Genomic DNA, 22,765 nt, shown 5'->3' with positions numbered 1-22,765 from the left:
CGCCCCCCTCCTCCGAAGACCAGCGTCCTGTCCAGGCTTTTTGGAAAGCTGACGGCAGAAAGGTCCATACTTCCTCATGACCAAGCTCTGATCCCCGGCAAAACTCTGGACCCACCCATGGCCCTCTACACCGCAGAAGTGATCTGGTCCCGCGACGGCCAGAAATTCATCGACAACCGCTACAGCCGCAAGCACATCCTCCGCTTCGATGGTGGCATTGAAGTCGCCAGTTCGTCGTCGCCCCATGTAGTCCCCCCGCCCTGTTCGGCCATCGACGCCGTCGATCCGGAGGAGGCCTTCGTCGCGGCGCTGTCGAGTTGCCACATACTGTGGTTCCTCAACATTGCGGCCGACCAGGGTTTCATCGTCGATCACTACCACGACGCGGCCGAGGGGGTGATGGCCAGGAACGCAGAGCGCAAGCTGATGATGACCGTCGTCACCCTGCGCCCCGAAGTGCGTTTCTCAGGAGACAGGCAGCCGACCAGGGCCGAGCTGGACGAGCTCCATCACCGGGCGCACGAGGAGTGCTTCATCGCCAATTCGGTAAAGAGCGAGGTCCGGTGCGAGCCGCGGGAGAGCATGCCTTAGATCAAGGTGTGGCGGGCGATGTGTAGGGGCGGTTTCAGCCGCCTTCACCCGTAAAGCAGGCACAGTCCGTTGATCCGCGTCCACGGGCGGCTGGAGCCGCCCCTGCATGTCCCCTACATACCTCCCGCATCCGCCGCCGCTCCCCTGTGCGGAACCCGACAAAGCCTACAGCCACATCCCGCCCCCCTCGCCCTACATCACGCCGCAATAATTAAACCCTTGTAAATCAGCGCACTAAATCGCCATCCCCAGATGGCACGGCCTTTGCTGGTCTGGTGGTGAAAGGACACCACCGACCATGAACCCGCTGCCCACCATCAACGACACCACCCTGCGCGACGGCGAACAGACCGCTGGCGTGGCCTTCACCGTCGAGGAAAAGTGCGCCATCGCCCAGGCCCTCGCCGATGTGGGGGTGCAGGAGATGGAGATTGGCATTCCGGCGATGGGAGCCGTGGAGATCGAGGCCATCGGCGAGATCGCCCGCATGCGCCTGCCGGCCAGCCTGATGGTGTGGTGCCGCATGACCGACACCGATCTGGCCGCCGCCCGCCAGTGCCCGGTGGATACGCTCAACCTGTCCATCCCGGTGTCCGACATCCATATCACCACCAAGCTCAAGCGCAGCCGCGACTGGGTGCTGGAGCGGGTGGGGCGCTACGTGCGCCAAGGGCGTGACCTGGGCTACGCCGTGTCGGTGGGCTGCGAGGATTCGTCCCGCGCCGATCCGTCCTTCCTGGCCCGGGTGGCCGAGGCCGCCCAGCGGGCCGGTGCCACGCGCCTGCGCTACGCCGACACCCTCGGCATCCTCGACCCCTTCTCCACCCACGACGCCATCGCCGCCCTGCGCCGCCGGGTGGACATGGACATCGAGATGCACGCCCACGACGACCTGGGCCTGGCCACGGCCAACACCCTGGCGGCCTTCCGGGCCGGCGCCAGCCACGCCAACACCACCGTCAATGGCCTGGGTGAGCGCGCCGGCAACGCCCCGCTGGAAGAGATCGTGATGGGCCTGCGCCACCTCCACGGCATCGACTGCGGCATCGACACCCACGCCCTGCCGGCCATCTCGGCCCTGGTGGCCGAAGCCTCCGGGCGCAGCGTGGCCGCCAACAAGAGCATCGTCGGCGAGGCTGTGTTCACCCACGAGGCCGGCCTGCACGTGGATGGCCTGCTGAAGGACCCGCGCACCTACCAGGGCTTCGACCCCGCCGAGCTGGGGCGCAGCCACCGCACCGTGCTGGGCAAGCACTCCGGCTCCCGGGCGGTGATTGCCGCCTACGCCCAGCTCGGCGTGCTGGTGTCCGACCAGGAGGCCCACGGCCTGCTCGAACGCATCCGCGACCACGCCACCTGCACCAAGCGCTCCCCTTCCGCCGGCGAGCTGGCCCGCTTCCTCCTTGAAGTCAGCCGTTGCGAGGGCAGCGCATCATGAGCCCCAGGGAACCCGACATGAAGATCCTCGCCGACAGCGTCGCCGCCGAGGGCGCCACGCCGGGCTTCTTCGCCACCCTGCGCGAAGACGTGGCCTGCGTCTTTGCCCGCGACCCGGCCGCCCGCAACACCCTGGAGCTGCTCACCATCTACCCCGGCGTGCAGGCCCTGATGCTCTACCGGGTGGCCCATCGCCTGTGGCGGGGCAACTGGCGCTACGCCGCCCGCGCCCTGTCCTTCGTGGCCCGCTTCGTGACCAATGTGGACATCCATCCGGGTGCCGTCATCGGCCGCCGCTTCTTCATCGACCACGGCGCCGGCGTGGTGATCGGCGAGACGGCGGTGATCGGTGACGACGTGACCCTGTATCACGGCGTCACCCTGGGCGGCACCACCTGGAACCCCGGCAAGCGCCACCCGACCCTCGGCAACGGGGTGGTGGTGGGCGCCGGCGCCAAGATCCTCGGCCCCATCACCGTGGGCGACAACGCCCGGGTGGCGGCCAACTCGGTGGTCATCGACGCAGTGCGCCCCGGCATGACGGTGGTCGGTATCCCCGGCCGCATGGTGCTGCCCAAGGAAGGGCGGCGCATCGCCCACGGCATCGACCTGGACCACCACCAGATACCCGACCCGGTCGGCAAGGCGATTGGCTGCCTGCTCGACCGGATCGCCCAGATGGAACGGGAAATCGCCCAGCTCAAGGGCGAACCCACCCATGCAGACGGCGCCTGCCGGACCTGCGACGACACCTGCTCGCAACCCACCTTTGACGGTAGCTGGAAGGCCGCCGCCCCCACCGCACCAGGAGCCTGACGCCATGAACGAACTGACCGGCGAACTCGCCAAGCTCTCCTCCGCAGAGGAATTCCTCCACTTCTTTGCCGTGCCCTTCGACCAGAAGGTGGTCCATGTGAGCCGGCTGCACATCCTCAAGCGCTTCTATCAGTACCTGCGCCGGGATGCCGACCTGAGCGCCCTGACCGGCAGCGAGCTGTTCGGCCGCTACCGCAGCCACCTGGTCGCCGCCTACGACGACTTCGTGCGCTCCACCCCGGCCCAGGAAAAGGTCTTCAAGGTGTTCCAGGAGACCGAAGGCCGCCAGCAGGTCAGCCTCGACAGCCTGCGCGCCACCCTCCCCTCCGCCAGCTAAATCACAGGACAGCCGCCATGCACATCGTCGTCTGTATCAAGCAGGTCCCGGATTCGGCGCAGATCCGCGTCCACCCGGTGACCAACACCATCATGCGCCAGGGTGTACCGGCCATCGTCAACCCCTACGACCTGTTCGCCCTGGAAGAAGCCCTGCGCCTCAAGGACAAGTTCGGCGGCAAGGTCACCATGCTGTGCATGGGCCCGCCCCAGGCCGAGGACGCGCTGAAGAAGTGCATCTCCTTCGGTGCCGACGACGCCGTGCTGGTCACCGACCGCTCCTTCGCCGGTGCCGACACCCTGGCCACCTCCTACGCCCTGGCCGCCGCGGTGCGCCAGATCAGCAAGGAGCAGAAGGTGGACATCGTGTTCACCGGCAAGCAGACCATCGACGGCGACACCGCCCAGGTGGGCCCCGGCATCGCCAAGCGCCTGGGCCTGCAGCTGCTCACCTACGTATCGCGCATCGCCGACCTGGACCTGGAGAACGACACCATCACCGTGGAGCGCCGCGCCGAAGGCGGCGTGCAGGTGCTGAAGACCGCCGTGCCCTGCCTGATCACCATGCTCGAAGGCACCAACGAGATGCGCTTCGCCCCGCTGGAAAACATGATCCACGCCGCCCGCTACCCGGTGCGCAAGTGGAACAAGGAGGCCGCCGGCATCGAGGACGTCACCAAGATCGGCCTGAAGGGCTCGCCCACGGTGGTGAGCAAGGTCTTTGGCCCGACGCCCCGCGCCGAGAAGGCCCTGATGCAGTCCGTCGATGACGCCACCCCGAGGGATGTGGCCCTCAACGTCATCCAGAAGATCTTCACCCAGCACCCGACCCTTGAGCGCGACATCCTCGCCAAGGCCTCGGTGTGACCCCACGACAAGACGCGAAAGGAAACCTGCCATGAGCGACGCCGAAGTCAAGAAGCCCGCCGCCCGGGGCGGCCGCAACCTGGAACTGCCCGAGCACCTGAAAGCCTACAAGGGCGTGTGGGTGTTCATCGAACACGACCGGGGCGAGGCCCACTCGGTGTCCTGGGAGCTGCTCGGCGAAGGCCGCAAGCTGGCCGACACCCTGGGGGTGTCCCTGTCCGGCGTGATCATGGGCGGCCCCGACGAACCCCTCGACACCATCGCCCGGGAGGCCTACACCTTCGGCGCCGAGAACTGCTACATCGTCCGCGACCCGGTGCTCAAGGGCTACCGCAACGAGCCCTTCACCAAGGGCATGACCGACCTGGTGAACAAGTACCAGCCCGAGATCGTGCTGCTGGGTGCCACCACCATGGGCCGCGACCTCGCCGGCTCGGTGGCCACCACCCTGGCCACCGGCCTCACCGCCGACTGCACCGAGCTGCGCATCGACCCGGCCACCCGGGCCCTGGCCGCCACCCGCCCGACCTTCGGCGGCTCCCTGCTGTGCACCATCATGACCCTGGCCTACCGGCCGCAGATGGCCACCGTGCGCCCCCGCGTGATGCGCATGCCCGACGCCGACCCGGCACGCAGCGGCAGCATCGTCGAGGACACCCTCGGCATGATCGAAACCGACATCGTCACCAAGCTGCTCGACTTCATCGCCGACGAGAACAGCAACAAGGTCAACCTGGCCTACGCCGACATCATCGTGTCCGGCGGCAAGGGCCTCAAGACGCCCGACAACTTCAAGCTGATCTGGGACCTGGCCAAGGTGCTCGGCGCCGAGGTGGGCGCCACCCGCCCGGTGGTCCAGTCCGGCTGGGTGGATGCGGAGCGTCAGGTGGGCCAGACCGGCAAGACGGTGCGCCCCAAGCTCTACATCGCCGCCGGCATCTCGGGGGCCATCCAGCACCGGGTGGGCATGGAGGGCGCCGACGTGATCGTGGCGATCAACACCGACGCCAACGCCCCGATTTTCGACTTCGCCCACCACGGCATCGTCGGCAACGCCATGCAGGTGCTGCCGGTGCTCACCGACACCTTCCGCGAACACATTGCCATGCGCAGCCGCAAGGCCGCCTGAGCGCCCACCGGAGACCCATCATGAGCGAGAAATTCGACGTCATCGTTGTCGGCGCGGGCCCCTCGGGCAACGCCGCTGCCTACACCGCGGCCAAGGCCGGCCTGTCGGTGCTGCAGATCGAGCGGGGCGAATACCCCGGCTCGAAGAACGTGCAGGGCGCCATCCTGTACGCCAACGCCCTGGAGCAGATCATCCCCGACTTCCGCGAGGATGCCCCCCTCGAGCGCCACATCATCGAGCAGCGCATGTGGGTGCTGGATGACGAATCCTTCGTCGGCACCCACTTCCGCTCCGACGACTACAACAAGCCCCCCTACAACCGCTACACCATCATCCGCGCCCAGTTCGACAAGTGGTTCTCGTCGAAGGTGAAGGAGGCCGGCGCCCTGGTGATCTGCGAGACCACGGTGGACAGCCTGATCATGGACGGCGACCAGGTGGTGGGCGTGCGCTGCGACCGCCAGGGCGGCGAAGTGTTTGCCGACGTGGTGATCCTGGCCGACGGGGTCAACTCCACCCTGGCCCGCAAGGCCGGCTTCCACGGCGAGATCCAGGCCGGCAACGTGGCCCTGGCGGTGAAGGAAATCCTCTTCATGCCCCAGGAAACCATCGAGGCCCGCTTCAACGTCAAGGACGAAGAGGGCGTGGTGATCGAGATGTTCGGCAAGATCACCGACGGCCTGATGGGCACCGGCTTTCTCTACACCAACAAGGATTCGATCACCCTGGGCGTCGGCTGCATGCTCTCCGACTTCAAGGGCAACCCCAACCGCACCTCGCCCTACACCATGCTGGAGAAAATGAAGGCCCACCCCTCCATCGCCCCCATGATCGCCGGCGGCGAGATGAAGGAATACTGCGCCCACCTCATCCCCGAAGGCGGCTTCCACGCCGTGCCCAAGACCTTCGGCAACGGCTGGATGATCGTCGGCGACTCGGGCGGCTTCGTGAATGCCGTGCATCGGGAAGGCTCCAACCTGGCCATGACCACCGGCCGCCTGGCCGCCGAAACCGCCATCGCTGCCAAGGCCGCCGGCAAGGGCTTCAAGGCCAAACAGCTGGCCGGCTACAAGGCCGCCCTGGACGAATCCTTCGTGATGAAGGACCTGCACAAGTACCGGGACATGCCCAGCGTGTTCCACGACAACAGCCAGTTCTTCACCACCTACCCCGAGCTGGTCAACCGCGCCGCCCGCACCATGCTGACGGTGGACGGCATCGACAAGAAAACCAAGGAGAAGGAAATCTTCTCCAGCTTCCGTAAATCGCGCAGCCTGGCCGGCCTGGCGGGCGACGCATTCAAGCTGTGGAGGGCCTTCAGATGAGCACCGTCGTGAATGTGGAAGAGAAACTCTTCCAGAACCGCTACAAGGTCGACCACGGCCGCCCGCACATCAAGATCCGCCAGCCGGATCTGTGCCGCAACGAATGCAAGAGCCAGTCCTGCACCTACGTCTGCCCCGCCGCCTGCTACAAGGCGGAAGGCAACGGCGCGGTCACCCTGATCACCGACGGCTGCCTGGAATGCGGCAGCTGCCGGATCATCTGCACCGAGCTGTCCAACGTGGAATGGGAATACCCCCGCGGCGGGCACGGCATCCTGTTCAAGTTCGGCTGAGAAACGGACCCCATCATGGATGACATCCACCTGTTTCTCGCCCACGCCATCCAGCTGGAGCGGGAGGCCGCCCGCCACTACGAGTCGCTGACGGAAGACATGAAGACCGCCGGCAACACCGACGTGGCGGAGTTCTTCCGGAAAATGGCCGGCTTCTCGCGCAAGCACCTGGCCGAGGCCATGGAACGGGGCGGCTTCCGGGTCGTCCCCGAGCTGCGCCCCGACCAGCTGCGCTGGCCCGACGGCATCAGCCCCGAGAACGCCGGCTGGGAAGGCGTCGACGGCTTCCTGGACGTGCTCGGCGCCCTGGAGCTGGCGCTGCTGGCCGAGCGCCGCGGCCACGCCTTCTACGCCGGCATCGCCGCGGTCAGCAACAACATCAAGGTCAAGCGCATGGCCACCGAGTTCGCCGAAGAAGAGGCCGAGCACGTGGCCGAACTCGAAAAGCTCATCGACCGCGTCGCATCCGCTTGAGCCCCAGGCCGGATCACCCCAACGGAGAAGCATCATGGCAAAACCGAAAAAACACGTCTTCGTCTGCGCCCAGCAGCGCCCCCCCGGCCACCCCCGTGGCTCCTGCGCCGCCAAGGGCTGCAACGAAATTCTGCAGACCTTCTGGGGCGAGCTGCAGAAGCGCAACGCCTACGAGCACATCGGCGTCACCTACTCGGGCTGCCTCGGCCCCTGCGACAGCGGCCCCAACGTGCTGGTCTACCCCGAAGGCGTGATGTACGCCGGCGTCACCAAGGACGACGTGGTCGAGATCTTCGACAAACACCTGGAAGGCGACGAAGTGGTCACCCGCCTGCAGGCACCGGCGGCCGTCTGGTGAACCTCTTTACCGGCGAAAGCTCCCGGGCGCTCTTCGGCGGTGACGCGCCGGAGAGCGTCAACCGGCTGCTCCACGAAGCCGCCGCCGCCCACGCCGACCCCACCAAGGCCGAAGCCCTGCTGTGGAGCGCCCGCCTGTCGGCCCCCGACTGCCTGCCGGTGTACTTCGCCCAGTACAAGTTCTACTTCTACCGCAAGCGCCTCGAAGACGCCGAACGCTGCGCCCGCGACGGCCTGCATGCCGCCGCCGGACAAGCCCGCATCGGCCGCCACTGGCGCGAAGTCCAGGGCGGCGACGCCGACTTCAGCGCCATCGGCCCGGCCCGCTTCTGGCTGTTCACCCTCAAGGCTCTGGCCTTCATCCGGCTGCGCCGCGGCGACCGGGCCGAAGCCCAGGCCCTGCTCGAAAAAGCCGCCCAGCTCGACCCCGCCGACAACATGGGCGCCAGCGTCATCGCCAGCCTCAAGGACGCCTCCGCCCCCGACACCCGGCCCGGCAAACGCCCCGGCCCCACGGGCGACAGCTACCTGGATCGCCTCAAGAAAGGCGGCACCCAATGATCATCGCCGCCCTCCTCGCCAACATCGTCAACGCCGGCACCGACGCCCTGGTGCTGGCCGAAGACATGGACGAAGCCACCTTCCGCCGCTCCCGCCTGGCCCGCGCCGAAATGGCCCGCCTGGTGGGCGTCATGGCCACCAACCTCGCCGACCTCCCCGACGCCCAGCGCCAGCAGTTCGCCGAACTCGACTGGAACACCTGGCGCGCCCTTCCTGAACAACTCAACGCCGATCCGGCAACCCACGACGAAGCCCTGTGGTTCGCAATCCGGGCCCTGGTGCCGGCTACGTTGATGTGGTTGCGGGTGTACAAGGAAGGGGCCCCGGGGTTGTTTGAGTTTCAGCAGGGGTGAGTCGGATCAAGGAAAACCGGCCTGACGGCCGGTGATTGGGACAAGGCTGCTTGACGGGGGCTTCATTGGAGGGTCAGGCCTCACCCCTGCCATAGCGCTCTCGGTCATTGACACGGATCCCGCGAAAGCGCCACGAACCCACAGCATAGATTGCCAGCATGACGCCCAAGACCGGCTCTTCATAACGCGACGGAACCGCCAGGTAGCCCACTACGGTGACGCCTGCAAACAGCCAGATGAGCTTTGCAGGAAGGGGGGGATTTCTCCGATCCAGCAAGAACGCCTTACAGTGCGGGCAGGTCGGCTTCATCTGCCTTGGGGTGTACCACTTTGCTCCGCGCGGCCAGAGTTCAAAGATGGGTCTGTCGAATCCCTGCGAGCACACGGGGCACAGGTGTTTGCCACTTGCGGAGGTCTTCAACTCGCGCTCCAGCTGCGCATCGCAAGCTGGACAAACAGCCTGAGGGTTTGGAAGTGTCTTCCCGCAACTATCGCAATGAATCCGGGCTTCTGACATTGTTCGCAATGCTGCGTGGGGTTGGGGTCTTGGCGCCGGAGGTTGAAGCGCAAGCGCAGACAAAAGGCTGCGGTTTCGTGGGTGTCACCTGGGACGCCTGCTTACTTTCGCCCATTCAGAAACGAACATATCTCTTGACCCTGGCTTCGAGCAATTTCACCAGATCTGGGTCCATGCGTGCGTATATGTCCGGAATATCCAGGCATACCAGCCGCTTCCCCTTTAGCTGCTCTTTGTACTTCTTTGAAATCTTGTTCCTGTGACTTTTCTCCATCACCAGGACCACATCGGCCCACTCAATGAGATCCCCGGAGACGGTTGTTTCTGCATCTGCATTGGTGCCCGCACCGATGGTACTGACGCCAGGGTACTTGGAGAACACCTCCTCAGCAGTCGGGCTCCGCAGCCGGTTCTCACTACAGACGAAAAGAAGGTTCATAGCTCGTTTTCTCCCCTATGCTGGCTTTGCCCGAGAGCCTTTGACGAAGAGTGAAGGAGCAAAGACCACATGAGCATAGCTGCACCCCGAGCAACCGGGCAGACAACCTCGCCGTCGGCGGTCCACAACGAAAGAGCTGTTTCTTGGTTGGCACGCCCATGGATACATGAACTTTCCGTCTAACGTTTCATTTCTCGGGCCTGCGCGGCTTTTCGCGCAGGCCCAGTGGAGTGATGGACTAGCTGTCTAGTCAACAACTGTCTTGACATGCTGGCTTACCTTTGCAGCCAGATAGAAAAGGTCTTTGGCATTTATCTTGTGTTGTTCAGATATTTCAAATACATCCACTGCATCGCTCATGCGCTTTGAGCCTGGGTCCGGATAACGACCGGCCCAAACAACAAAGTGAGAAAGGCATTTCAAGATCGCCAACTCCTTCTCATTAAGGTCCGGAATGAAATCAGCTAGTTCTTCTAGCCGGTGGTGAAAATAGCTCCTTTCTTGCCGTATGAATTCATCTAGTCCAAGTTTGATCAAGACCATGGCCTTCAAACAGACCTCAAGACTATAGCCGACTAGCATCAACGCTACTGCGTGATATTGACTATGACAGATCGTCCTTAAATCTGGAGATGTGTTGTCAAAATTCGGCGAATTCTTTACCAAGCAGATAGCTGCTTCAGTTAGCGCATCGGCGTGACATAGCCAAAGAACTGGATTCTTCAGATCAGCGACAGTTGGCGGCTTGGATATGTCTATGTCGAAGCCATTTGCACACGCCAGCAATCCCCACTTGTGCCATGCGAGCGCGCTGTAGCCAAACGGGTCAACTGCAAATCCGTTCGGGTTTGGTTTGAGTGATGATTCCATGGACAGCTAACGTGGAGATTACCGGCCTTGCGCGGCTTTTCGCGCAAGGCCGGTGTGCGCCGAAAGGTTAGGCACCATCATTTCACAAAGGCCATTAATCCCGCAGCGATTGCTGCAACGGCGCCGCTGCCTACAACGGGAACGATTACATAACGGAACCACCACTTCGCCCCCTCAGAATCATCAGTTTTGGCCGGCTTTGTCTCATTTTTGGCTGGCTGCGTCTTGTAGAGATCTTCAAGACACTTTCGGTAGGTTGCGAGTATCTGGCTATCGGCCTTTCGGTAAGCGGCAAGAAACGTGACGTCGGACGCAACCGAAATTGAGCAATTGATAAATAGGCCAAAATCGGCTTGGTCGATGTGAGCCTCAACCGCGCTGTCGACTTGGCGCAGAAGTGAGTCACGGTAGCGCTCGGAAAAGAGCTGAAGGTTGATAGGAAGATGCCAGTCCACGTAGTCAAAGCACAGGATGATGACAAGTACAGATTGGTCATCAACCTTCTTGATCTCCGCAAAATTGACCTGCCGAAATTCAGACCTTGGGCGTTGCAGGGTAATAGAAATGCCGTTCGGAAGATCTGCAGGGCGAATATCTATAAAGTCGTGAAAAAATAACTGCTGGGGAATTCGAGCTCGCTCATCCGACGTTCCCTCCACCACATAGCGGTACTTTCCGTGAAACGGCAGATCGCTGAAATGGCCGGAGACGACTCGCTCTCCAAACCGAAATGTGGAGTTGTCAATTAGCTCGAAAACTGGGGCGGCCATTTGATGACACCTAACGTGAAGCTAACCGGCGCTGCGCGGCTTTATCGCGCAGCGTGCTTTCTCATGGCTGTTGGTCGCGGACTGTGCGAGCGATTGCATCCAAAGCCCTAGTAAGTTGAATTCCGACGCGATCCCATGCCACCTTTGCTGCTTTATCTCCCGATGCGTAGCCCCACATATTTGACTCACGATGCTCTGCGACAATAGGCACTGTGAATGCAACTGGCTTTTTCCCTCGATTGTCTTGCACTTCCAAGTCAACCCACGCAGCTCCATTCCACCAACCCTCGCCTGAAAATGAGCCGGCGAGAACCGACTGCTCGGATGATACAGAACCAACAACAGGGCCCCAAGGGCCTGTTGCGCTTGCCTGTGCAGAACCGACCGCATTTGCGAAGGCTACTGAAGATACCAAGCGATTTCCGAAAGAGGAGCCTAGCGTAACAATTCGGATTCGTGCGGAGACTCGACCGGCAGGCGTTTTTGCGAAATAGTCCGTCCACTCAATAGACGTACCATAAATGCGACTCAGGTCGCCTTGAAGGATGGCCGCTGCATCATTCGGTTCTTGCGAGGCCCGTCCGTCGTATACGGCACCAAGAATTGCGGGAGAGACTATGAGACCGGTGCGTGATGAGCCGGATATGTTGGGGGAAATCACTCTCTCAGAGGCGCATCCGGCCAAGAGAATAGCAACCATGAATATGGTTGCAACAGAACATGAAACCCTTTTCATTGTGTCTCCTTGATAAACGCCCAACATCTGAATTCACGGGCGATGCTCGGCTTCATCGCGCAGCGTCCCGTGGAGTGATGGGTTGGGCATGATGTTCTAATTTTCTGGGACACTGCCGGATGTCCGGTTACGGCACCTAATCATTATGCTCTTACTATTGAATGAACCATAAGTTGCAAAACTCTGGCCCTGAATTTGTGATGGCGTTCCATATACACTTGCGGAGCTAACCCCGAAAGGAATAATTTGACCTTCTCGAGTAACGAGGTCATAACCAGAGGCGCCGCAAAGATCACCTGCTTTTTCAAAACATACGTTAATTCCTACCGCCGCGCCGTCACAACTAATGCTGTAACCCTTGCTCCCATCTGGCATGTGGGTTTCCTTTGTAATGGCGCAACCGGCCATGGCCAGAGCCAGGGTGGCGACACTTAACGTAACTGCATGGCGCACGATATTCACTAATTTACTCCCCATACTGCGACAAGCATAATTTGCGGCGCCCAACGTGGAAGTGAGGGGCAGCCGGAGCGCGAAGCGCGGAGGGGACGAACAAGCGCAGCTTGTTGGCTGTCCCTCTCGACTGCAGTGTTATGCCTTAACGCCAAAGCCAAGCCCTCGCATTAACCATTTGCTAGTACGTGTGTCGAGAGGTTCGGCGCGTCCCTTAAAGCCGCGCATGTTGCCTAGCGGTTTAAAGCCTGCAACGTCGTTAACTTCCGAATTGAAGGCCTCAGCATAAGCTAGGACATCAGCAATAGCTCCACGAAGCTCACTATCCGTTACATCCTTGCCGTGAATAACTTTGTCGCGAGAACTTTCCGCATCAGCCATTAAATCTGCTGTTGCTTTTGGAAGAGCGCGGCCGAATACATTTTTGTAGAGCTCTTTGAACCCATCTCGGGTTAGGTGTTGAAAATTCATCAAACGCCTTGCGAACTCCGCATTACAGCGATGGACCTTAACGACCCCGCCATATAGTGCTCTGTTTTGAGCTTGTTCAATTTTCAGGAAAACGTACGCGATTGCAATTTCATACGGGAGGCCGTCAGCGATTAACTGGGGAAGATGGCCGAAATGACTTTTTACTTCAGCGGATTTTGCGTCATAGCACTTCTGAAGCGCCTTGTATGTTGGGATATTAGCCACAGAGGCTCCTTGAGGCATAACATTTGAATTCACCGGCCTTGCGCGGATCTATGCGCAAGGTCCGGTGGAATGATGGGTTGGGCCTAACGGGCAGCATCGGCAGTGATAAGCCGGCATGAGTACTTGCGCGCCCCCCATTGAAAGGCAAACGTCTCTGAAACCTCATGCCACCGACCACCGGGATGGCCCGATCCGTGGTTGGCTCCCATGCAAGAGCACTCACAATGAAAGCCTTTTGCATTCCAACAGGCCGGCGCGCACTTCTGATGTTCTTTAAAGAGCTGAATGACGTAGACCTTCCCGAACTTCCGAAGCGTTCGCTCGATGAGTTCATCGAACCAAGAAACGGGCGTTTCCCAACACTTGAACTTTGCGTTCCAGTCAGGCTTGTGGCGCTTCTCGCCACGAACCCACTCAAAGTTGTTCTGCGCATAAGGAATACGCAGCAGTACTGGCTCTGGGCGGACTTGGCGATATACAACCGGCACCACCTTTTGGAGCCAGATTTCACGGAGACGAGGGTCTTGAGCATCCATCGCTAAGTATTAGGCCCAACGTTGTTGGTAAGGGGCGCTGCGCGGCGGTTTATCGCGCAGCGCCCAGCGACCGAAGGGAGCGGCCTTGACCGCAGTGTTAGGCGATATGTTCTGTAGTTTTTGTTTCATTTTCCTGTTGAACCCGGACGTTATTTTTCTTAGCGACTACTTGCTGTTCAGTCTGCTCACCCGCAGAGCTATTGAGTCGATTCGTATCAAGTTGCAGCTTAGCGATCTCGGCTCGAATTCTTTCAATCTGCAAAGTTGCGAGCAAGTCATCACGAGCCTGAATCTTGGTGTGCCAATGATATGCACCGTAAATGCTGAGCAATAACCCAACTGCAAAAGCACCGCCAATGATGCTTTGAGCGAAGCGTTCATTTCTCTGTGCGACTTCAACAAGCTTCTTGTTCAGTTCGAGAGTGTTTTCTTCAGCCTTTGTTAGTTGCTCCTTGGCTTCAAGAGAAATAACTACCTCGCTAAGTGCCACCTTTCTATCGAGCGTTGAGGAATAGACGCTAACGAAGGAGAGTATTGAAGCAATGATGATTGCAAGGCCGAACAAGCATGCGAACTTATAGATGTTGTCAGTGGCAATCGGGAGATTGGGAATCATTGATGGCGCCTAACGCCTGAATTCACGCGCCGCCGAAGGCTGTCGCGTGGAGTGAAATGTTGGCATCAGCCTTCCCATAGCGCTTCAACCTCTGATTCCGAGAGGGCGTGTTCACTCTGACCTGAACGAATGACATAACCAGAGTTTGCCGCCCAACGGCAGACAGAAAGCGCCATGCTTTTGCCCGCAGGCTCTGCCGGAAAGTGCAACCAAGCCAAAAGTTGACCTTCTGAGGACGCTATGAAACGTGCCGCCGAATTCGTGTTGCTTGGCTCGCTTGCAAGGCCTTGCTCACGGCAGAAGCTCTTGAATGCGATTTCTATCAAGGGATTCTCTGCAAAAATCAAGTCGAGGTTCGTTATGTCTTTTTCATCTGGCACGAAACTCAAACCGAGAACGATCTCAGGCGACACATTTGTGGCCAAGCGACATGCTTGAGCCACGGCCTTGCCTTCAAGCAGAGGTGTCTTTGGTAACGACCAGAGCTCCAGATCAACGACGCGTTGCATTTTGCTGATGCCTAACGTGAAGTAGACGACATCTGACGCCTCTGGTGTCTTACACGACTGTCGCCCAAGCTGCCGTAACTCACTAAATCTTTGTATACAAAAAAATTATCGAAGAAATCCGCCATGATGTCGTCTACCCTTCTTGCGGCCCGACCTCGTTGCCCGGCTTGCTGGATCGGGTTTGAGAGCGGATCAGGTCAAGCACTACGATCTGCGAACCAAGCAGGCTTATGTGGGATGGATTAAACGCCACATCGCTTTTCATGACAAGCGGCACCCTTGAAAGATGGGCAAGGCGGAGGCGGTTCGGGGCGCACTGGCGGTGATGCGCAACACAAGTAGCACCACGTCAATCCAGCCCCCCGCAACTCACCGATAGGGCGCCCCCTCCTCCCACCCCATCCACCCCCGCCTGTCAGTCCATTGCAAGATCCAGGCAAGTGCGCGTTAAGGCTTCATCGGTACAGTCGGCATCAGCACCCTTCACTCCGTTCGTGCCGCCATGTCCTCGCTTCATGCCTTCACCCGCGTCGCCCCAACCACCCCAGCCGCCAGCTGGCCGCCTCTGCCCGACGTGCTGGGGCCGGCCCGTACGCGGCGGGTGTTCCATCGCCTCAAGTACCGTCTGCTCGCGTGGTTCACCACGCCCGAGCGCCGCCTGCTGCTGCAGGCCCTGGACCGCCACCCTGCCTGGGCGCGCCTGCTGGACGCCGACAGGCGCAGCTTTTACGTGTTCTATCGGCGCTATCTGGATCGGCGCTTCGGCCTGCGTCAGCGCTTTCACGCCATGATCGCCGATCTGGACGCGGCGGCTGGCCACTTTGGCCCCCTGCTGTGCGGGCAGTTGGCCAGCGGGAGCAGCCTGCGCGTGGCCCAGGCCCCAGGCTGCGCGGTGGATCTGACCCTCAACGTCCCGACGCGCATCGAGGGCTATTGGGCCCTGTGCCTGTACGACGCCGACGCGCGCCCCCTCTTCAACCTGAGCTTCGGCTTCACGGCCGCGGATACCCTGCTCATCGCCTCGCTGCAGGGGCTCAAGCGTACCGACGGCAGTAACCGGGAGACGATCCGCAGCCTGACCAAGCAGTGCCATGGCCTGCGCCCCCATGCCCTGCTGCTGGAGGTGCTGCGCCTGCTGTGCGCCCAATGGGGGGTGACGCGCATCGTTGGCATAGACAGCTGCAACCAGGTCACCCAGTACAAGAAGAAGATCGATGAGTTCAGCTTCGACTACCGCGCCTTCTGGCAGGAGCACGGCGCACGGCTGGGCGACGACGGCCATTGGCGGATCCCCCTTCAGGGGCGCCGCCGCAGCCCGGAAGAGATGCCCATGCAGAAACGCGCCATGTATCGCCGCCGCTATGCCCTGCTGGACGCCCTTGCCGATCAGGCCGCCCGGGCACTGGCGCATCCGGCGAGCCACCCGGGCCTGCCCAACATGCTCAGGCGGCCCCGGCCCGGCGATACGGAAGCGCCCGAAGTGATGGCGGCCTGAGGCCAGTTGAAACCACGGTCGCGCCCGCACCACGCCCCCTGAAAGGACATATGCATTACCATTCCGGCCTTTCTCAACACAGCTTTCCTGCACGGTCGGATGCTGAACACTGCAAATTGGATCAACAAGGGGGCGAGCGCGAAATGAATGCACGCCATGTTCTGTGCGCGTTTCTCTCCATCGCACCCCATTTCTGCTTCGCAGACGTGGAAGACGATCAACTGCGGGAGCTGGCCAAACGCACCTTCTGGGAAGACCGCTCAGTCAGCCCCGACGGTTACTTCATCCTTTCAAAAGCTTACGCGCATACACGGGTGACCGAGGGGCTACGCAAGGCGCTTGATTCGCGGCCGACGAACTCGCGTTTCGATTGCAGATCCAGTCTCCTGGTGGTGGAGAAAGGTGTCAGCGAAAGCGGGCACGCCCAGGACACGTTCTTCTTTCGAACCGGTCCGGACAGGAGGGTCATGCTTTCCATCTTCGATCGGTCAAGTGCGCGTTCTTACCGGAGCGAAGAGGCCTATAACGCAAAGGTGAATGGGCAAAGAGCCACCATCGCGCTGGTGGTCGATAGGGCAAACCCCAAGAACACCAGATGGGGGGTGGGATGGGATCCGGCGGCAGGGTCGGTTTCGCTATCTGTGGAAAACGATGGCAAAGCCGCCATCGGCAAAGACTGGGTCATGCGGATGGCGGAGTCTGTGCAGTGCGTCAAGTTGGCAAAATGACGCGTGCTTGAGGGCGACCAACACCGCCCGGCGCGGGTGAAGCACCGGGCCAAGGCGTTCAGGCAAAGTGCGACGGCGGGACGCCAGCCGTGTGGCCGCCATCCACGAACAGCTCGGTCCCGGTGATCATCGCCGCCCCATCGGAGGCCAGGAAGACGACCGCAGCCGCAATGTCCGCCGGTTTGGCGAGACGGCCCAGGGGCACCAGCCTGGACATGTCCTGCACCATGGCCTCCCGGCTGCCATAGAGATCGGCGATGGGGTCCAGCATCTCGCTGTCCACATAGGTGGGATGGACAGCGTTGCAGCGGATCGGATAGCCCTTGTGGGCACAGTGCAGGGCCACGGACTTGCTGAGCATGCGCAGGGCCCCTTTGCTGGCGCAGTAGCCCACCAGATCCGGCGCGGCCCGGTCGGCGGCGATGGAGCCTACATTGATGATAGCCCCCGGCCGACCGCTGCCGGCCATGGCACGGATGGCGTGTTTGCAGCCAAGGTAGGGGCCGGTGGCATTGACCGCCATCATGCGGTTCCAGTCCCTCAGGGCCAGATCCTCGAAGTCCCCACCGGTGCCGATACCGGCCACGTTGGCGAGGATGTCGAGCCCTCCCTCGGTGGAGATCACGTAATCCAGCGCCCGGCACCAGGCGGCTTCGTCGGTGACATCCAGATGCACGAAGCCGGCGGCGTTGCCGATGGCTTCGGCGGTCTCCACGCCGCCGGCTTCGTTGATATCGGCAATGATGACCCGTGCCCCCTGGGCGGCCAGCGCGTGGGCCGAGGCCCGGCCAATGCCGGAGGCGCCCCCGGTGACGAGGGCGACACGGCCCGTGAGGTCCAGCATGCTGCGTTCGGTGAGTGTCATGGCTTTCAATTCCTTCAAGGTTGGGGAACGGGTTTGGAGAGCGGGGCCTGCACCGCCGGCGGAGGTGCGGGCAGCAGCAGACGCGCCAGGGCCGGCAGCAGTACTAGGGCCCCCACCATGTTCCACAGGAACATGAAGGTCAGCAGCAGGCCCATGTCGGCCTGGAACTTGATGGCCGAGCCGATCCAGGTGAGCACGCCCACCGCCAGGGTCAGGCCGGTGAAGGCCACTGCGCGCCCGGTGGTGGCCACGGTGAGCAGGTAGGCCTCGGCCAGCGGATGGCCGTGATCCAGATAGGACTGGAGACGGTTGTAGATGTAGATGCCGTAATCCACCCCGATGCCCACCCCGAGGGCGATCACCGGCAGGGTCGCCACCTTCACCCCCAAGCCCATCCAGGCCATGATGGCCTCGCACAGCACCGAAGTGATGTAGAGGGGGAGGACGATGCAGGCTGTCACCCGCACCGAGCGGAACTCGATCAGCAGCAGCACGGCGACGATGGCATACACCAGTAGCAACATGGTGTGGTCGGCATCGCGGATGACCTCGTTGGTGGCCGCCTCGATACCGGCATTCCCACCCACCAGGGTAAAGCGCACCTTGTCGGAGTCATGCCGGGCGGCAAAGTCGCGCACGGTGGTCATCACGGCAGCGAGGGTGGCGGCCTTGTGGTCGTTCAGATAGACCACCAGGGGCGTCATTGCGCAGCCGTTGCCGATGTACTCCTTGGGTGTCTTCTGGAAGGCGCCGCCGAGGGCGTACTTGTTGCGGCTGATGGCATACCACTTGGGGTTGCCCTCGTTGTTGGCCGCCAGCACCCGGTAGGCAAAGTCGGACATGGACACGCTGCGCTGCACGCCGGGTACCCGCTCCAACTCGGCCGCCAGCAGGTCCATGCCGGCCAGGACCTGATAGTCGCGGCACCCCTGGGGCGGGGTCTCGGCCATCACCACGAAGACATCGGTGCTGGTGGTGTAGTGCTCCACCAGATAGGCGGCATCGCGGTTGTAGCGGGAGTCGGTGCGCAGCTCCGGCGCGCCGGGGTCCAGATCGCCGATCTGCAGGCTGCGCGCGCCCCAGGCCCCCACGGCCAGTAGCACCGCACCGGCCACGGTCACCGCGATGGCCGGCCGGGGCCGGGCACAGGCGGCCACCCACTGCCACAGCCAGGACAGGTGCGCCCGGCGAGACCGGGCATGGGCGATCGCTGCGGGCGACACGCCAGTCCAGGACATCAGCACGGGCAACAGGAACATCTTGCTGAAGATGATCACCGCTACACCAATGCTGGCCGAGATGGCCAGTTCCTGGATCACGCCGATACGGATCACCAGCAAGGTCGCAAAGCCCACCGCGTCGCACAGCAGGGCCACGGTGCCGGCCACGAACAGGGTGCGGAAGGAGCGCCGCGCCGCCTCCACCCTGTCGGCCCCGTCGAGCATGGCGTTGGCGGTGGTGTTGATGTTCTGCACCGCGTGGCTGATGCCGATGGCAAAGGTGAGGAAGGGCACCAGGATGGAATACGGGTCCAGTCCGTAGCCCAGCAGGCGCACGATGCCGAGTTGCCACACCACGGCGATCAGGCAGCACAGCAGGGTGGTCAGGGTACTGCGCAGGCAGCGCGAGTACCACAGCAGCAAGGCGGCAGTGAGGACCAGGGTGAGCACAAAGTAGCCGAGGATGGGCAGGGCCCCGTCAATCAGCTCGCCAATGACCTTGGCAAAGCCGACGATGCGGATGTCCACCCCGTCGCTGGCGTAGCGGGCGCGGATCTTCTCCTCGAGATCCGACGCAAAGCGCGCGTAGTCCAGGCGTTCGCCGCTGTCCGGGTCACGCTCCATAAGCGGCACCAGGATCAGGGCCGAGCGCAGATCGTTGGCCACCAGGGTGCCCACCTCACCGGAGCGGAAGACGTTGCGCCGGAGCTGCTCGATGGCCGGCGGTGATCCGTCGTAGCCATCGGGGATGACCGGCCCGGCCTCGAAGCCCTCGGCCGTCACCTCGCCCCACATCACATTGGGCGTCCACAGGGAGCGCATGCCGGCCCGGTCCACGCCGGGGATGTAGAACACCTCGTCGTTGACCTTGCGCAGCACCTCCTGGAAGGCCGGGTCGAAGATGTCGCCCTTGCGGTTCTCCACCACCACCCTCACCACATTGGAGAGGCCCCGCAGGTTGTCCTCGTGGGTCAGGTAGTTGGCGATGGCCGGATGATGGACCGGGATCATCTTCTCGAAGCTGGCGTCGGGCCGCAGGCCGAGGGCGGACCAGCCCAGGGCCACGGTCAGCACCGCGAAGACGAGGACGGTAGCGGTGCGATGAGCGAACAGCGCCCCCTCCAGCCAGCGCTCGATGCGCTTCAGCAGGCCGCCGTGTGGCATGGGGCGGGACACAGCGTCAATCTCACTCATGATGCTCACCTCCTGCGCCCGGGCGAGTGGGCTCCCGGGTGAGCCCACCCCAGCCGGCCAGCACCCAGCCGTCCTTGCCGAAAGCAGCGCCACCAAGGGGGCGGCCATCGGGACTGGGCAGCGTCTCGAAACGATTGCCGGTCAGGCGCAGACGGGTGCCATTGTTGCCCACCAGGATCAGCTCGCTGCCGGCCAGTGCGGCACCGTAGAGGGCGCTGCGGGTGCCGCTGTCGATGGCCTGCCAGCGCTGCCCCAGATCGGAGCTCTGCAGCACCACGCCATCAAAGCCGAAAGCGAACAACCTGCTGCCGTCCGCCAGGCTGGCCAGACCATACAACCCGCCCTCTGCCAGGCCGGTTTGCGCCTGCCAACGCTCGCCACCGTCGGACGAACGCAGCAGCAGGCCCCGCTCCCCGGCAATCAGCAGCACCCCGGGGGCTGGCGCGCTGAGGGCATACAAATGCAGGCCTTCAGGGTTGGGCAGGCGGTCGGATAGCAGCGTCCACTGTCGGCCGCCATCCCGGGTGACAAAGGCCATGCCGAAGGCCCCCACGGCATACCCCTTCTGCGGGTCGCCGAACCACACCCCCATGAAGGGCTGAGAGGGGCCGAAGCCGACGGACTGCTCAAAGCCGGCCAGGCTGTCCTCGGCTGCAGCCAGGGCATCCTCGGCCGCCTGACGCTGGCCCTCGGTGGCTGCTGCCAGGGCCTGCCGGGCGCGCTCCACCTGGGCTTTTGCCCATACCAGCATCTGGATGTTGGCCTGGTGACCGTCAAATTGGCGCTGCCAGGTGACGCCGCCATCCTGGGTGTGCAGGATCACGCCGTCGTGGCCCACCGCCCAGCCCAGCCTGGGCGTTGGAAAATGCAGGGCGGTGAGCATCACGGCCACGGGCACTGCGGCCTGATGCCAACTGCGTCCGTCATCGTCGGAATACACGATGGTGCCGCGGGCCCCAACGGCAACAAGGCGCTCACCAGCGCGGGTCAAGCCGTTCATCATCTGCCCGGCGGCGCGCGGGCTCTGGGGTGCCGGAGTCTCCAGCAGGTCAATGGGCGGGGCTGCGGTCCGCTGGGCGAGACCGGCCCCCGCGCTGGCTGCGACGGCGAGAGCCGCCGCCACGCCCAGCGTGGCGAGGGGAAAGCGTGTCATGGTGATATCCCTGTGGGCAGGACGCGCCAGCAAAACCGGCGCGTCCGGAGTGCGCGGTCGTAGCCGCTGCTTACTTGGTGCCGCTGCGGCGCAGCGCGTCGGGGTCGAAGTCTGCGCGCCGGGCCTTGGCGCCAAAGCGCCACGGCCCTTCCTCGTTGCTGAGGCCGGCCACGTAGTAGCGGCCGTCCTGCAGGTCATACATGTTCTCGAAGGCGTAGTAGGGCAAGGGCACGTCGTAGTACTGCATCAGCTGCGCCTCCCCCACCCGCCACAACTGGCCACGGCCGTCGTACTGCTCCTTGACGGCGATGGTCCAGCTGTCCTCGTCGATGTAGAACACGCGCTTGCCGTAAATGTGGCGCATGCCTTCCTTCAACGTGGCCTCCACCACCCACACCCGGTGCAGCTCGTAGCGGGTCAGCGCGGGGTCCAGATGGTGCGGCTTGACCACGTCACGGGCCTTGAGCTTCTTGGAGTGGATGGCATAGCTGTTGTACGGGATCAGCATTTCCCGCTTGCCCACCAACTTCCAGTTGTAGCGGTCGGTCGGCCCGTTGAACATGTCGTAGTCGTCCTCGGTGCGCGTCCCTTCCGAGAAGCTACCCGGCGAGTCGTAGATGATCTGCGGCGCGCGGCGGACGCGGCGTAGGCCGGCGTTGTAGACCCAGGCGAGGCGACCGTCGCGGGCAAAGTCGAGGGGCTCGTGCACCATCACCACCTCGCCGCTGACGTCGGCCGGCGAGTACATCCGCGCCATGAAGTACCAGAAGCGGTTGTTCTCCTGGCGGTCCATGTTCTGGCTGAAGATCCAGCTCTCGTCGACGCCATAGGCGTTGAAACTGCCATTGGGGTTCACCGCCCCGATCAGGTGGCGGCGCTGAATGCCGCCGGCCCGGGAGCGCACCTCGTGATTCCAGATGGCCTCGAGGCCGTTGGCCGGAATGGGAAAGGGCACGGGGCTCTGCTCCCAGTGATCCAGGCCGGTGCCGCTGGCCGAGACTGTCACCTTGGCGGCCTGATCGCGGATGCGCTCGTATTCGGCCGGTGGCAGGGCCGCGCTGCGGTGGGTCGGATAGACGTTGAGACGGTAGCTGTCCGGGTAGCGCTTGAGCATGGCGATATGCCCGTCGGAGAGCACCTTCTTGTACTGCTCCCAGTTCTGCGCGGTGATGGTGTACAGGGGCTTTTCACTGGCGTAGGGGTTGGCGTGGCCCTGGGTGATGTCGAAGCCGGCGGGAGCCTTGGCAAGGCCACCGGTCCACGCCGGTATGGTGCCGGCCGCATTGCCGGCACGCTCGGCACCGACGGGGGTGAGGTCCTTGCCCAGACGGGCAAGGTCGGCGGCACTGAGCGCGGCCTGGGCGCTGCCCACGGCAAGGGGCAGCAGGAAGGCAGCGAGGTGCCATGCGGAAGAACGAACGCGGATCAT

General features: G+C 62.7%; 25 protein-coding genes. 14 read left to right on the top strand and 11 right to left on the bottom strand.

Annotated features, from left to right (window positions below; genetic code table 11):
- Positions 1-117: 117 nt before the first annotated feature.
- The 12 genes from L6Q67_RS08000 (at position 118) to L6Q67_RS07945 (ending at position 8,539) form a co-directional block, all read left to right on the top strand.
- The gene (locus tag L6Q67_RS08000; RefSeq protein WP_296567847.1) at positions 118-591 is read left to right on the top strand and encodes an OsmC family protein; all 474 of its coding nucleotides are present in this window, start codon (positions 118-120) and stop codon (positions 589-591) included.
- Positions 592-889: 298 nt separating this feature from the next.
- Entirely contained in the window at positions 890-2,029 is a 1,140-nt protein-coding gene (nifV, locus tag L6Q67_RS07995) for a homocitrate synthase (RefSeq protein ID WP_296567845.1), read from the top strand.
- Positions 2,026-2,844 carry a serine O-acetyltransferase gene (cysE, locus tag L6Q67_RS07990; RefSeq protein WP_367171632.1) on the top strand — a complete coding sequence of 273 codons (819 nt, stop codon included), beginning with the start codon at positions 2,026-2,028 and terminating at the stop codon, positions 2,842-2,844. The genes nifV and cysE overlap by 4 nt, the downstream gene beginning before the upstream one ends.
- 4 nt (positions 2,845-2,848) lie before the next feature.
- Positions 2,849-3,181: a nitrogenase stabilizing/protective protein NifW gene (nifW, locus tag L6Q67_RS07985; protein ID WP_296567843.1), complete on the top strand. Its 333-nt coding sequence runs from the start codon at positions 2,849-2,851 to the stop codon at positions 3,179-3,181.
- Between the two features lie 17 nt (positions 3,182-3,198).
- Positions 3,199-4,047: an electron transfer flavoprotein subunit beta/FixA family protein gene (locus L6Q67_RS07980; protein ID WP_296567841.1), complete on the top strand. Its 849-nt coding sequence runs from the start codon at positions 3,199-3,201 to the stop codon at positions 4,045-4,047.
- Between the two features lie 31 nt (positions 4,048-4,078).
- Positions 4,079-5,176 carry an electron transfer flavoprotein subunit alpha/FixB family protein gene (locus tag L6Q67_RS07975; protein WP_296567838.1) on the top strand — a complete coding sequence of 366 codons (1,098 nt, stop codon included), beginning with the start codon at positions 4,079-4,081 and terminating at the stop codon, positions 5,174-5,176.
- A 20-nt stretch (positions 5,177-5,196) separates the two neighbouring features.
- Entirely contained in the window at positions 5,197-6,501 is a 1,305-nt protein-coding gene (locus tag L6Q67_RS07970; protein ID WP_296567835.1) for an FAD-dependent oxidoreductase, read from the top strand.
- On the top strand, positions 6,498-6,794 hold the full coding sequence (locus L6Q67_RS07965) for a ferredoxin family protein (protein ID WP_296567833.1): 297 nt from the start codon (positions 6,498-6,500) through the stop codon (positions 6,792-6,794). The genes L6Q67_RS07970 and L6Q67_RS07965 overlap by 4 nt, the downstream gene beginning before the upstream one ends.
- A 15-nt stretch (positions 6,795-6,809) precedes the next feature.
- Positions 6,810-7,268 (top strand): ferritin family protein, encoded by a 459-nt coding sequence (locus L6Q67_RS07960; RefSeq protein ID WP_296567831.1) that lies wholly within the window; start codon positions 6,810-6,812, stop codon positions 7,266-7,268.
- Positions 7,269-7,302: 34 nt separating this feature from the next.
- A complete protein-coding gene (locus tag L6Q67_RS07955) occupies positions 7,303-7,626 on the top strand; it encodes a (2Fe-2S) ferredoxin domain-containing protein (RefSeq protein WP_296567829.1) in 324 nt (107 codons plus the stop codon).
- The gene (locus L6Q67_RS07950) at positions 7,623-8,186 is read left to right on the top strand and encodes a hypothetical protein (protein ID WP_296567827.1); all 564 of its coding nucleotides are present in this window, start codon (positions 7,623-7,625) and stop codon (positions 8,184-8,186) included. Before L6Q67_RS07955 ends, L6Q67_RS07950 begins: the two co-directional genes overlap by 4 nt.
- The gene (locus tag L6Q67_RS07945) at positions 8,183-8,539 is read left to right on the top strand and encodes a hypothetical protein (RefSeq protein ID WP_296567825.1); all 357 of its coding nucleotides are present in this window, start codon (positions 8,183-8,185) and stop codon (positions 8,537-8,539) included. Before L6Q67_RS07950 ends, L6Q67_RS07945 begins: the two co-directional genes overlap by 4 nt.
- Positions 8,540-9,171: 632 nt before the next feature.
- On the opposite strand, the gene L6Q67_RS07940 is transcribed toward L6Q67_RS07945, so the two are convergent.
- The 7 genes from L6Q67_RS07940 to L6Q67_RS07910 all read right to left on the bottom strand — a co-directional run bounded on the left by L6Q67_RS07940 (position 9,172) and on the right by L6Q67_RS07910 (position 14,681).
- Complete coding sequence (locus L6Q67_RS07940) at positions 9,172-9,495, bottom strand: low molecular weight protein tyrosine phosphatase family protein (protein ID WP_296567823.1); 324 nt, start codon at positions 9,493-9,495, stop codon at positions 9,172-9,174.
- 246 nt (positions 9,496-9,741) lie between these two features.
- Complete coding sequence (locus tag L6Q67_RS07935) at positions 9,742-10,365, bottom strand: hypothetical protein (protein WP_296567821.1); 624 nt, start codon at positions 10,363-10,365, stop codon at positions 9,742-9,744.
- A 77-nt stretch (positions 10,366-10,442) separates the two neighbouring features.
- Complete coding sequence (locus tag L6Q67_RS07930; RefSeq protein ID WP_296567819.1) at positions 10,443-11,135, bottom strand: hypothetical protein; 693 nt, start codon at positions 11,133-11,135, stop codon at positions 10,443-10,445.
- Between the two features lie 832 nt (positions 11,136-11,967).
- Complete coding sequence (locus L6Q67_RS07925) at positions 11,968-12,333, bottom strand: hypothetical protein (RefSeq protein WP_296567813.1); 366 nt, start codon at positions 12,331-12,333, stop codon at positions 11,968-11,970.
- A gap of 129 nt (positions 12,334-12,462) precedes the next feature.
- Positions 12,463-13,020 (bottom strand): hypothetical protein, encoded by a 558-nt coding sequence (locus L6Q67_RS07920; RefSeq protein ID WP_296567811.1) that lies wholly within the window; start codon positions 13,018-13,020, stop codon positions 12,463-12,465.
- Positions 13,021-13,653: 633 nt separating this feature from the next.
- Positions 13,654-14,172 (bottom strand): hypothetical protein, encoded by a 519-nt coding sequence (locus L6Q67_RS07915; protein WP_296567809.1) that lies wholly within the window; start codon positions 14,170-14,172, stop codon positions 13,654-13,656.
- A 65-nt stretch (positions 14,173-14,237) separates the two neighbouring features.
- Positions 14,238-14,681, bottom strand: coding sequence for a hypothetical protein (locus tag L6Q67_RS07910; RefSeq protein WP_296567807.1), 444 nt, complete (start codon positions 14,679-14,681; stop codon positions 14,238-14,240).
- Between the two features lie 502 nt (positions 14,682-15,183).
- On the opposite strand from L6Q67_RS07910, the gene L6Q67_RS07905 reads away from it, so the two are divergent.
- Complete coding sequence (locus L6Q67_RS07905) at positions 15,184-16,176, top strand: DUF535 family protein (protein WP_296567806.1); 993 nt, start codon at positions 15,184-15,186, stop codon at positions 16,174-16,176.
- Between the two features lie 50 nt (positions 16,177-16,226).
- The gene (locus L6Q67_RS07900; protein ID WP_296567804.1) at positions 16,227-16,904 is read left to right on the top strand and encodes a hypothetical protein; all 678 of its coding nucleotides are present in this window, start codon (positions 16,227-16,229) and stop codon (positions 16,902-16,904) included.
- Positions 16,905-16,962: 58 nt separating this feature from the next.
- Here L6Q67_RS07900 and L6Q67_RS07895 read toward each other — a convergent pair whose 3' ends face one another.
- The 4 genes from L6Q67_RS07895 to L6Q67_RS07880 all read right to left on the bottom strand — a co-directional run bounded on the left by L6Q67_RS07895 (position 16,963) and on the right by L6Q67_RS07880 (position 22,765).
- Positions 16,963-17,769 carry an SDR family NAD(P)-dependent oxidoreductase gene (locus tag L6Q67_RS07895; RefSeq protein WP_296567802.1) on the bottom strand — a complete coding sequence of 269 codons (807 nt, stop codon included), beginning with the start codon at positions 17,767-17,769 and terminating at the stop codon, positions 16,963-16,965.
- A 14-nt stretch (positions 17,770-17,783) separates the two neighbouring features.
- Positions 17,784-20,183 (bottom strand): MMPL family transporter, encoded by a 2,400-nt coding sequence (locus L6Q67_RS07890; protein WP_296567800.1) that lies wholly within the window; start codon positions 20,181-20,183, stop codon positions 17,784-17,786.
- Positions 20,176-21,336, bottom strand: coding sequence for a hypothetical protein (locus L6Q67_RS07885; protein WP_296567798.1), 1,161 nt, complete (start codon positions 21,334-21,336; stop codon positions 20,176-20,178). Before L6Q67_RS07885 ends, L6Q67_RS07890 begins: the two co-directional genes overlap by 8 nt.
- A 70-nt stretch (positions 21,337-21,406) precedes the next feature.
- On the bottom strand, positions 21,407-22,765 hold the full coding sequence (locus L6Q67_RS07880; protein ID WP_296567796.1) for a DUF1329 domain-containing protein: 1,359 nt from the start codon (positions 22,763-22,765) through the stop codon (positions 21,407-21,409).

Source organism: Zoogloea sp., from assembly GCF_023150065.1.
Classification (GTDB): domain Bacteria; phylum Pseudomonadota; class Gammaproteobacteria; order Burkholderiales; family Rhodocyclaceae; genus Zoogloea.
This window is presented reverse-complemented; position numbering and strand designations above follow the sequence as displayed.

What these genes read in the sequence shown, in the direction of transcription:
- L6Q67_RS08000 (WP_296567847.1), top strand. Translation starts at nt 118, where the DNA reads ATGGCCCTCTACACCGCAGAAGTGATCTGGTCCCGCGACGGCCAGAAA.
- nifV (WP_296567845.1), top strand. Translation starts at nt 890, where the DNA reads ATGAACCCGCTGCCCACCATCAACGACACCACCCTGCGCGACGGCGAA.
- cysE (WP_367171632.1), top strand. Translation starts at nt 2,026, where the DNA reads ATGAGCCCCAGGGAACCCGACATGAAGATCCTCGCCGACAGCGTCGCC.
- nifW (WP_296567843.1), top strand. Translation starts at nt 2,849, where the DNA reads ATGAACGAACTGACCGGCGAACTCGCCAAGCTCTCCTCCGCAGAGGAA.
- L6Q67_RS07980 (WP_296567841.1), top strand. Translation starts at nt 3,199, where the DNA reads ATGCACATCGTCGTCTGTATCAAGCAGGTCCCGGATTCGGCGCAGATC.
- L6Q67_RS07975 (WP_296567838.1), top strand. Translation starts at nt 4,079, where the DNA reads ATGAGCGACGCCGAAGTCAAGAAGCCCGCCGCCCGGGGCGGCCGCAAC.
- L6Q67_RS07970 (WP_296567835.1), top strand. Translation starts at nt 5,197, where the DNA reads ATGAGCGAGAAATTCGACGTCATCGTTGTCGGCGCGGGCCCCTCGGGC.
- L6Q67_RS07965 (WP_296567833.1), top strand. Translation starts at nt 6,498, where the DNA reads ATGAGCACCGTCGTGAATGTGGAAGAGAAACTCTTCCAGAACCGCTAC.
- L6Q67_RS07960 (WP_296567831.1), top strand. Translation starts at nt 6,810, where the DNA reads ATGGATGACATCCACCTGTTTCTCGCCCACGCCATCCAGCTGGAGCGG.
- L6Q67_RS07955 (WP_296567829.1), top strand. Translation starts at nt 7,303, where the DNA reads ATGGCAAAACCGAAAAAACACGTCTTCGTCTGCGCCCAGCAGCGCCCC.
- L6Q67_RS07945 (WP_296567825.1), top strand. Translation starts at nt 8,183, where the DNA reads ATGATCATCGCCGCCCTCCTCGCCAACATCGTCAACGCCGGCACCGAC.
- L6Q67_RS07940 (WP_296567823.1), bottom strand. Translation starts at nt 9,495, where the DNA reads ATGAACCTTCTTTTCGTCTGTAGTGAGAACCGGCTGCGGAGCCCGACT.
- L6Q67_RS07935 (WP_296567821.1), bottom strand. Translation starts at nt 10,365, where the DNA reads ATGGAATCATCACTCAAACCAAACCCGAACGGATTTGCAGTTGACCCG.
- L6Q67_RS07930 (WP_296567819.1), bottom strand. Translation starts at nt 11,135, where the DNA reads ATGGCCGCCCCAGTTTTCGAGCTAATTGACAACTCCACATTTCGGTTT.
- L6Q67_RS07915 (WP_296567809.1), bottom strand. Translation starts at nt 14,172, where the DNA reads ATGATTCCCAATCTCCCGATTGCCACTGACAACATCTATAAGTTCGCA.
- L6Q67_RS07910 (WP_296567807.1), bottom strand. Translation starts at nt 14,681, where the DNA reads ATGCAACGCGTCGTTGATCTGGAGCTCTGGTCGTTACCAAAGACACCT.
- L6Q67_RS07905 (WP_296567806.1), top strand. Translation starts at nt 15,184, where the DNA reads ATGTCCTCGCTTCATGCCTTCACCCGCGTCGCCCCAACCACCCCAGCC.
- L6Q67_RS07900 (WP_296567804.1), top strand. Translation starts at nt 16,227, where the DNA reads ATGCATTACCATTCCGGCCTTTCTCAACACAGCTTTCCTGCACGGTCG.
- L6Q67_RS07895 (WP_296567802.1), bottom strand. Translation starts at nt 17,769, where the DNA reads ATGACACTCACCGAACGCAGCATGCTGGACCTCACGGGCCGTGTCGCC.
- L6Q67_RS07890 (WP_296567800.1), bottom strand. Translation starts at nt 20,183, where the DNA reads ATGAGTGAGATTGACGCTGTGTCCCGCCCCATGCCACACGGCGGCCTG.
- L6Q67_RS07885 (WP_296567798.1), bottom strand. Translation starts at nt 21,336, where the DNA reads ATGACACGCTTTCCCCTCGCCACGCTGGGCGTGGCGGCGGCTCTCGCC.
- L6Q67_RS07880 (WP_296567796.1), bottom strand. Translation starts at nt 22,765, where the DNA reads ATGATCCGCGTTCGTTCTTCCGCATGGCACCTCGCTGCCTTCCTGCTG.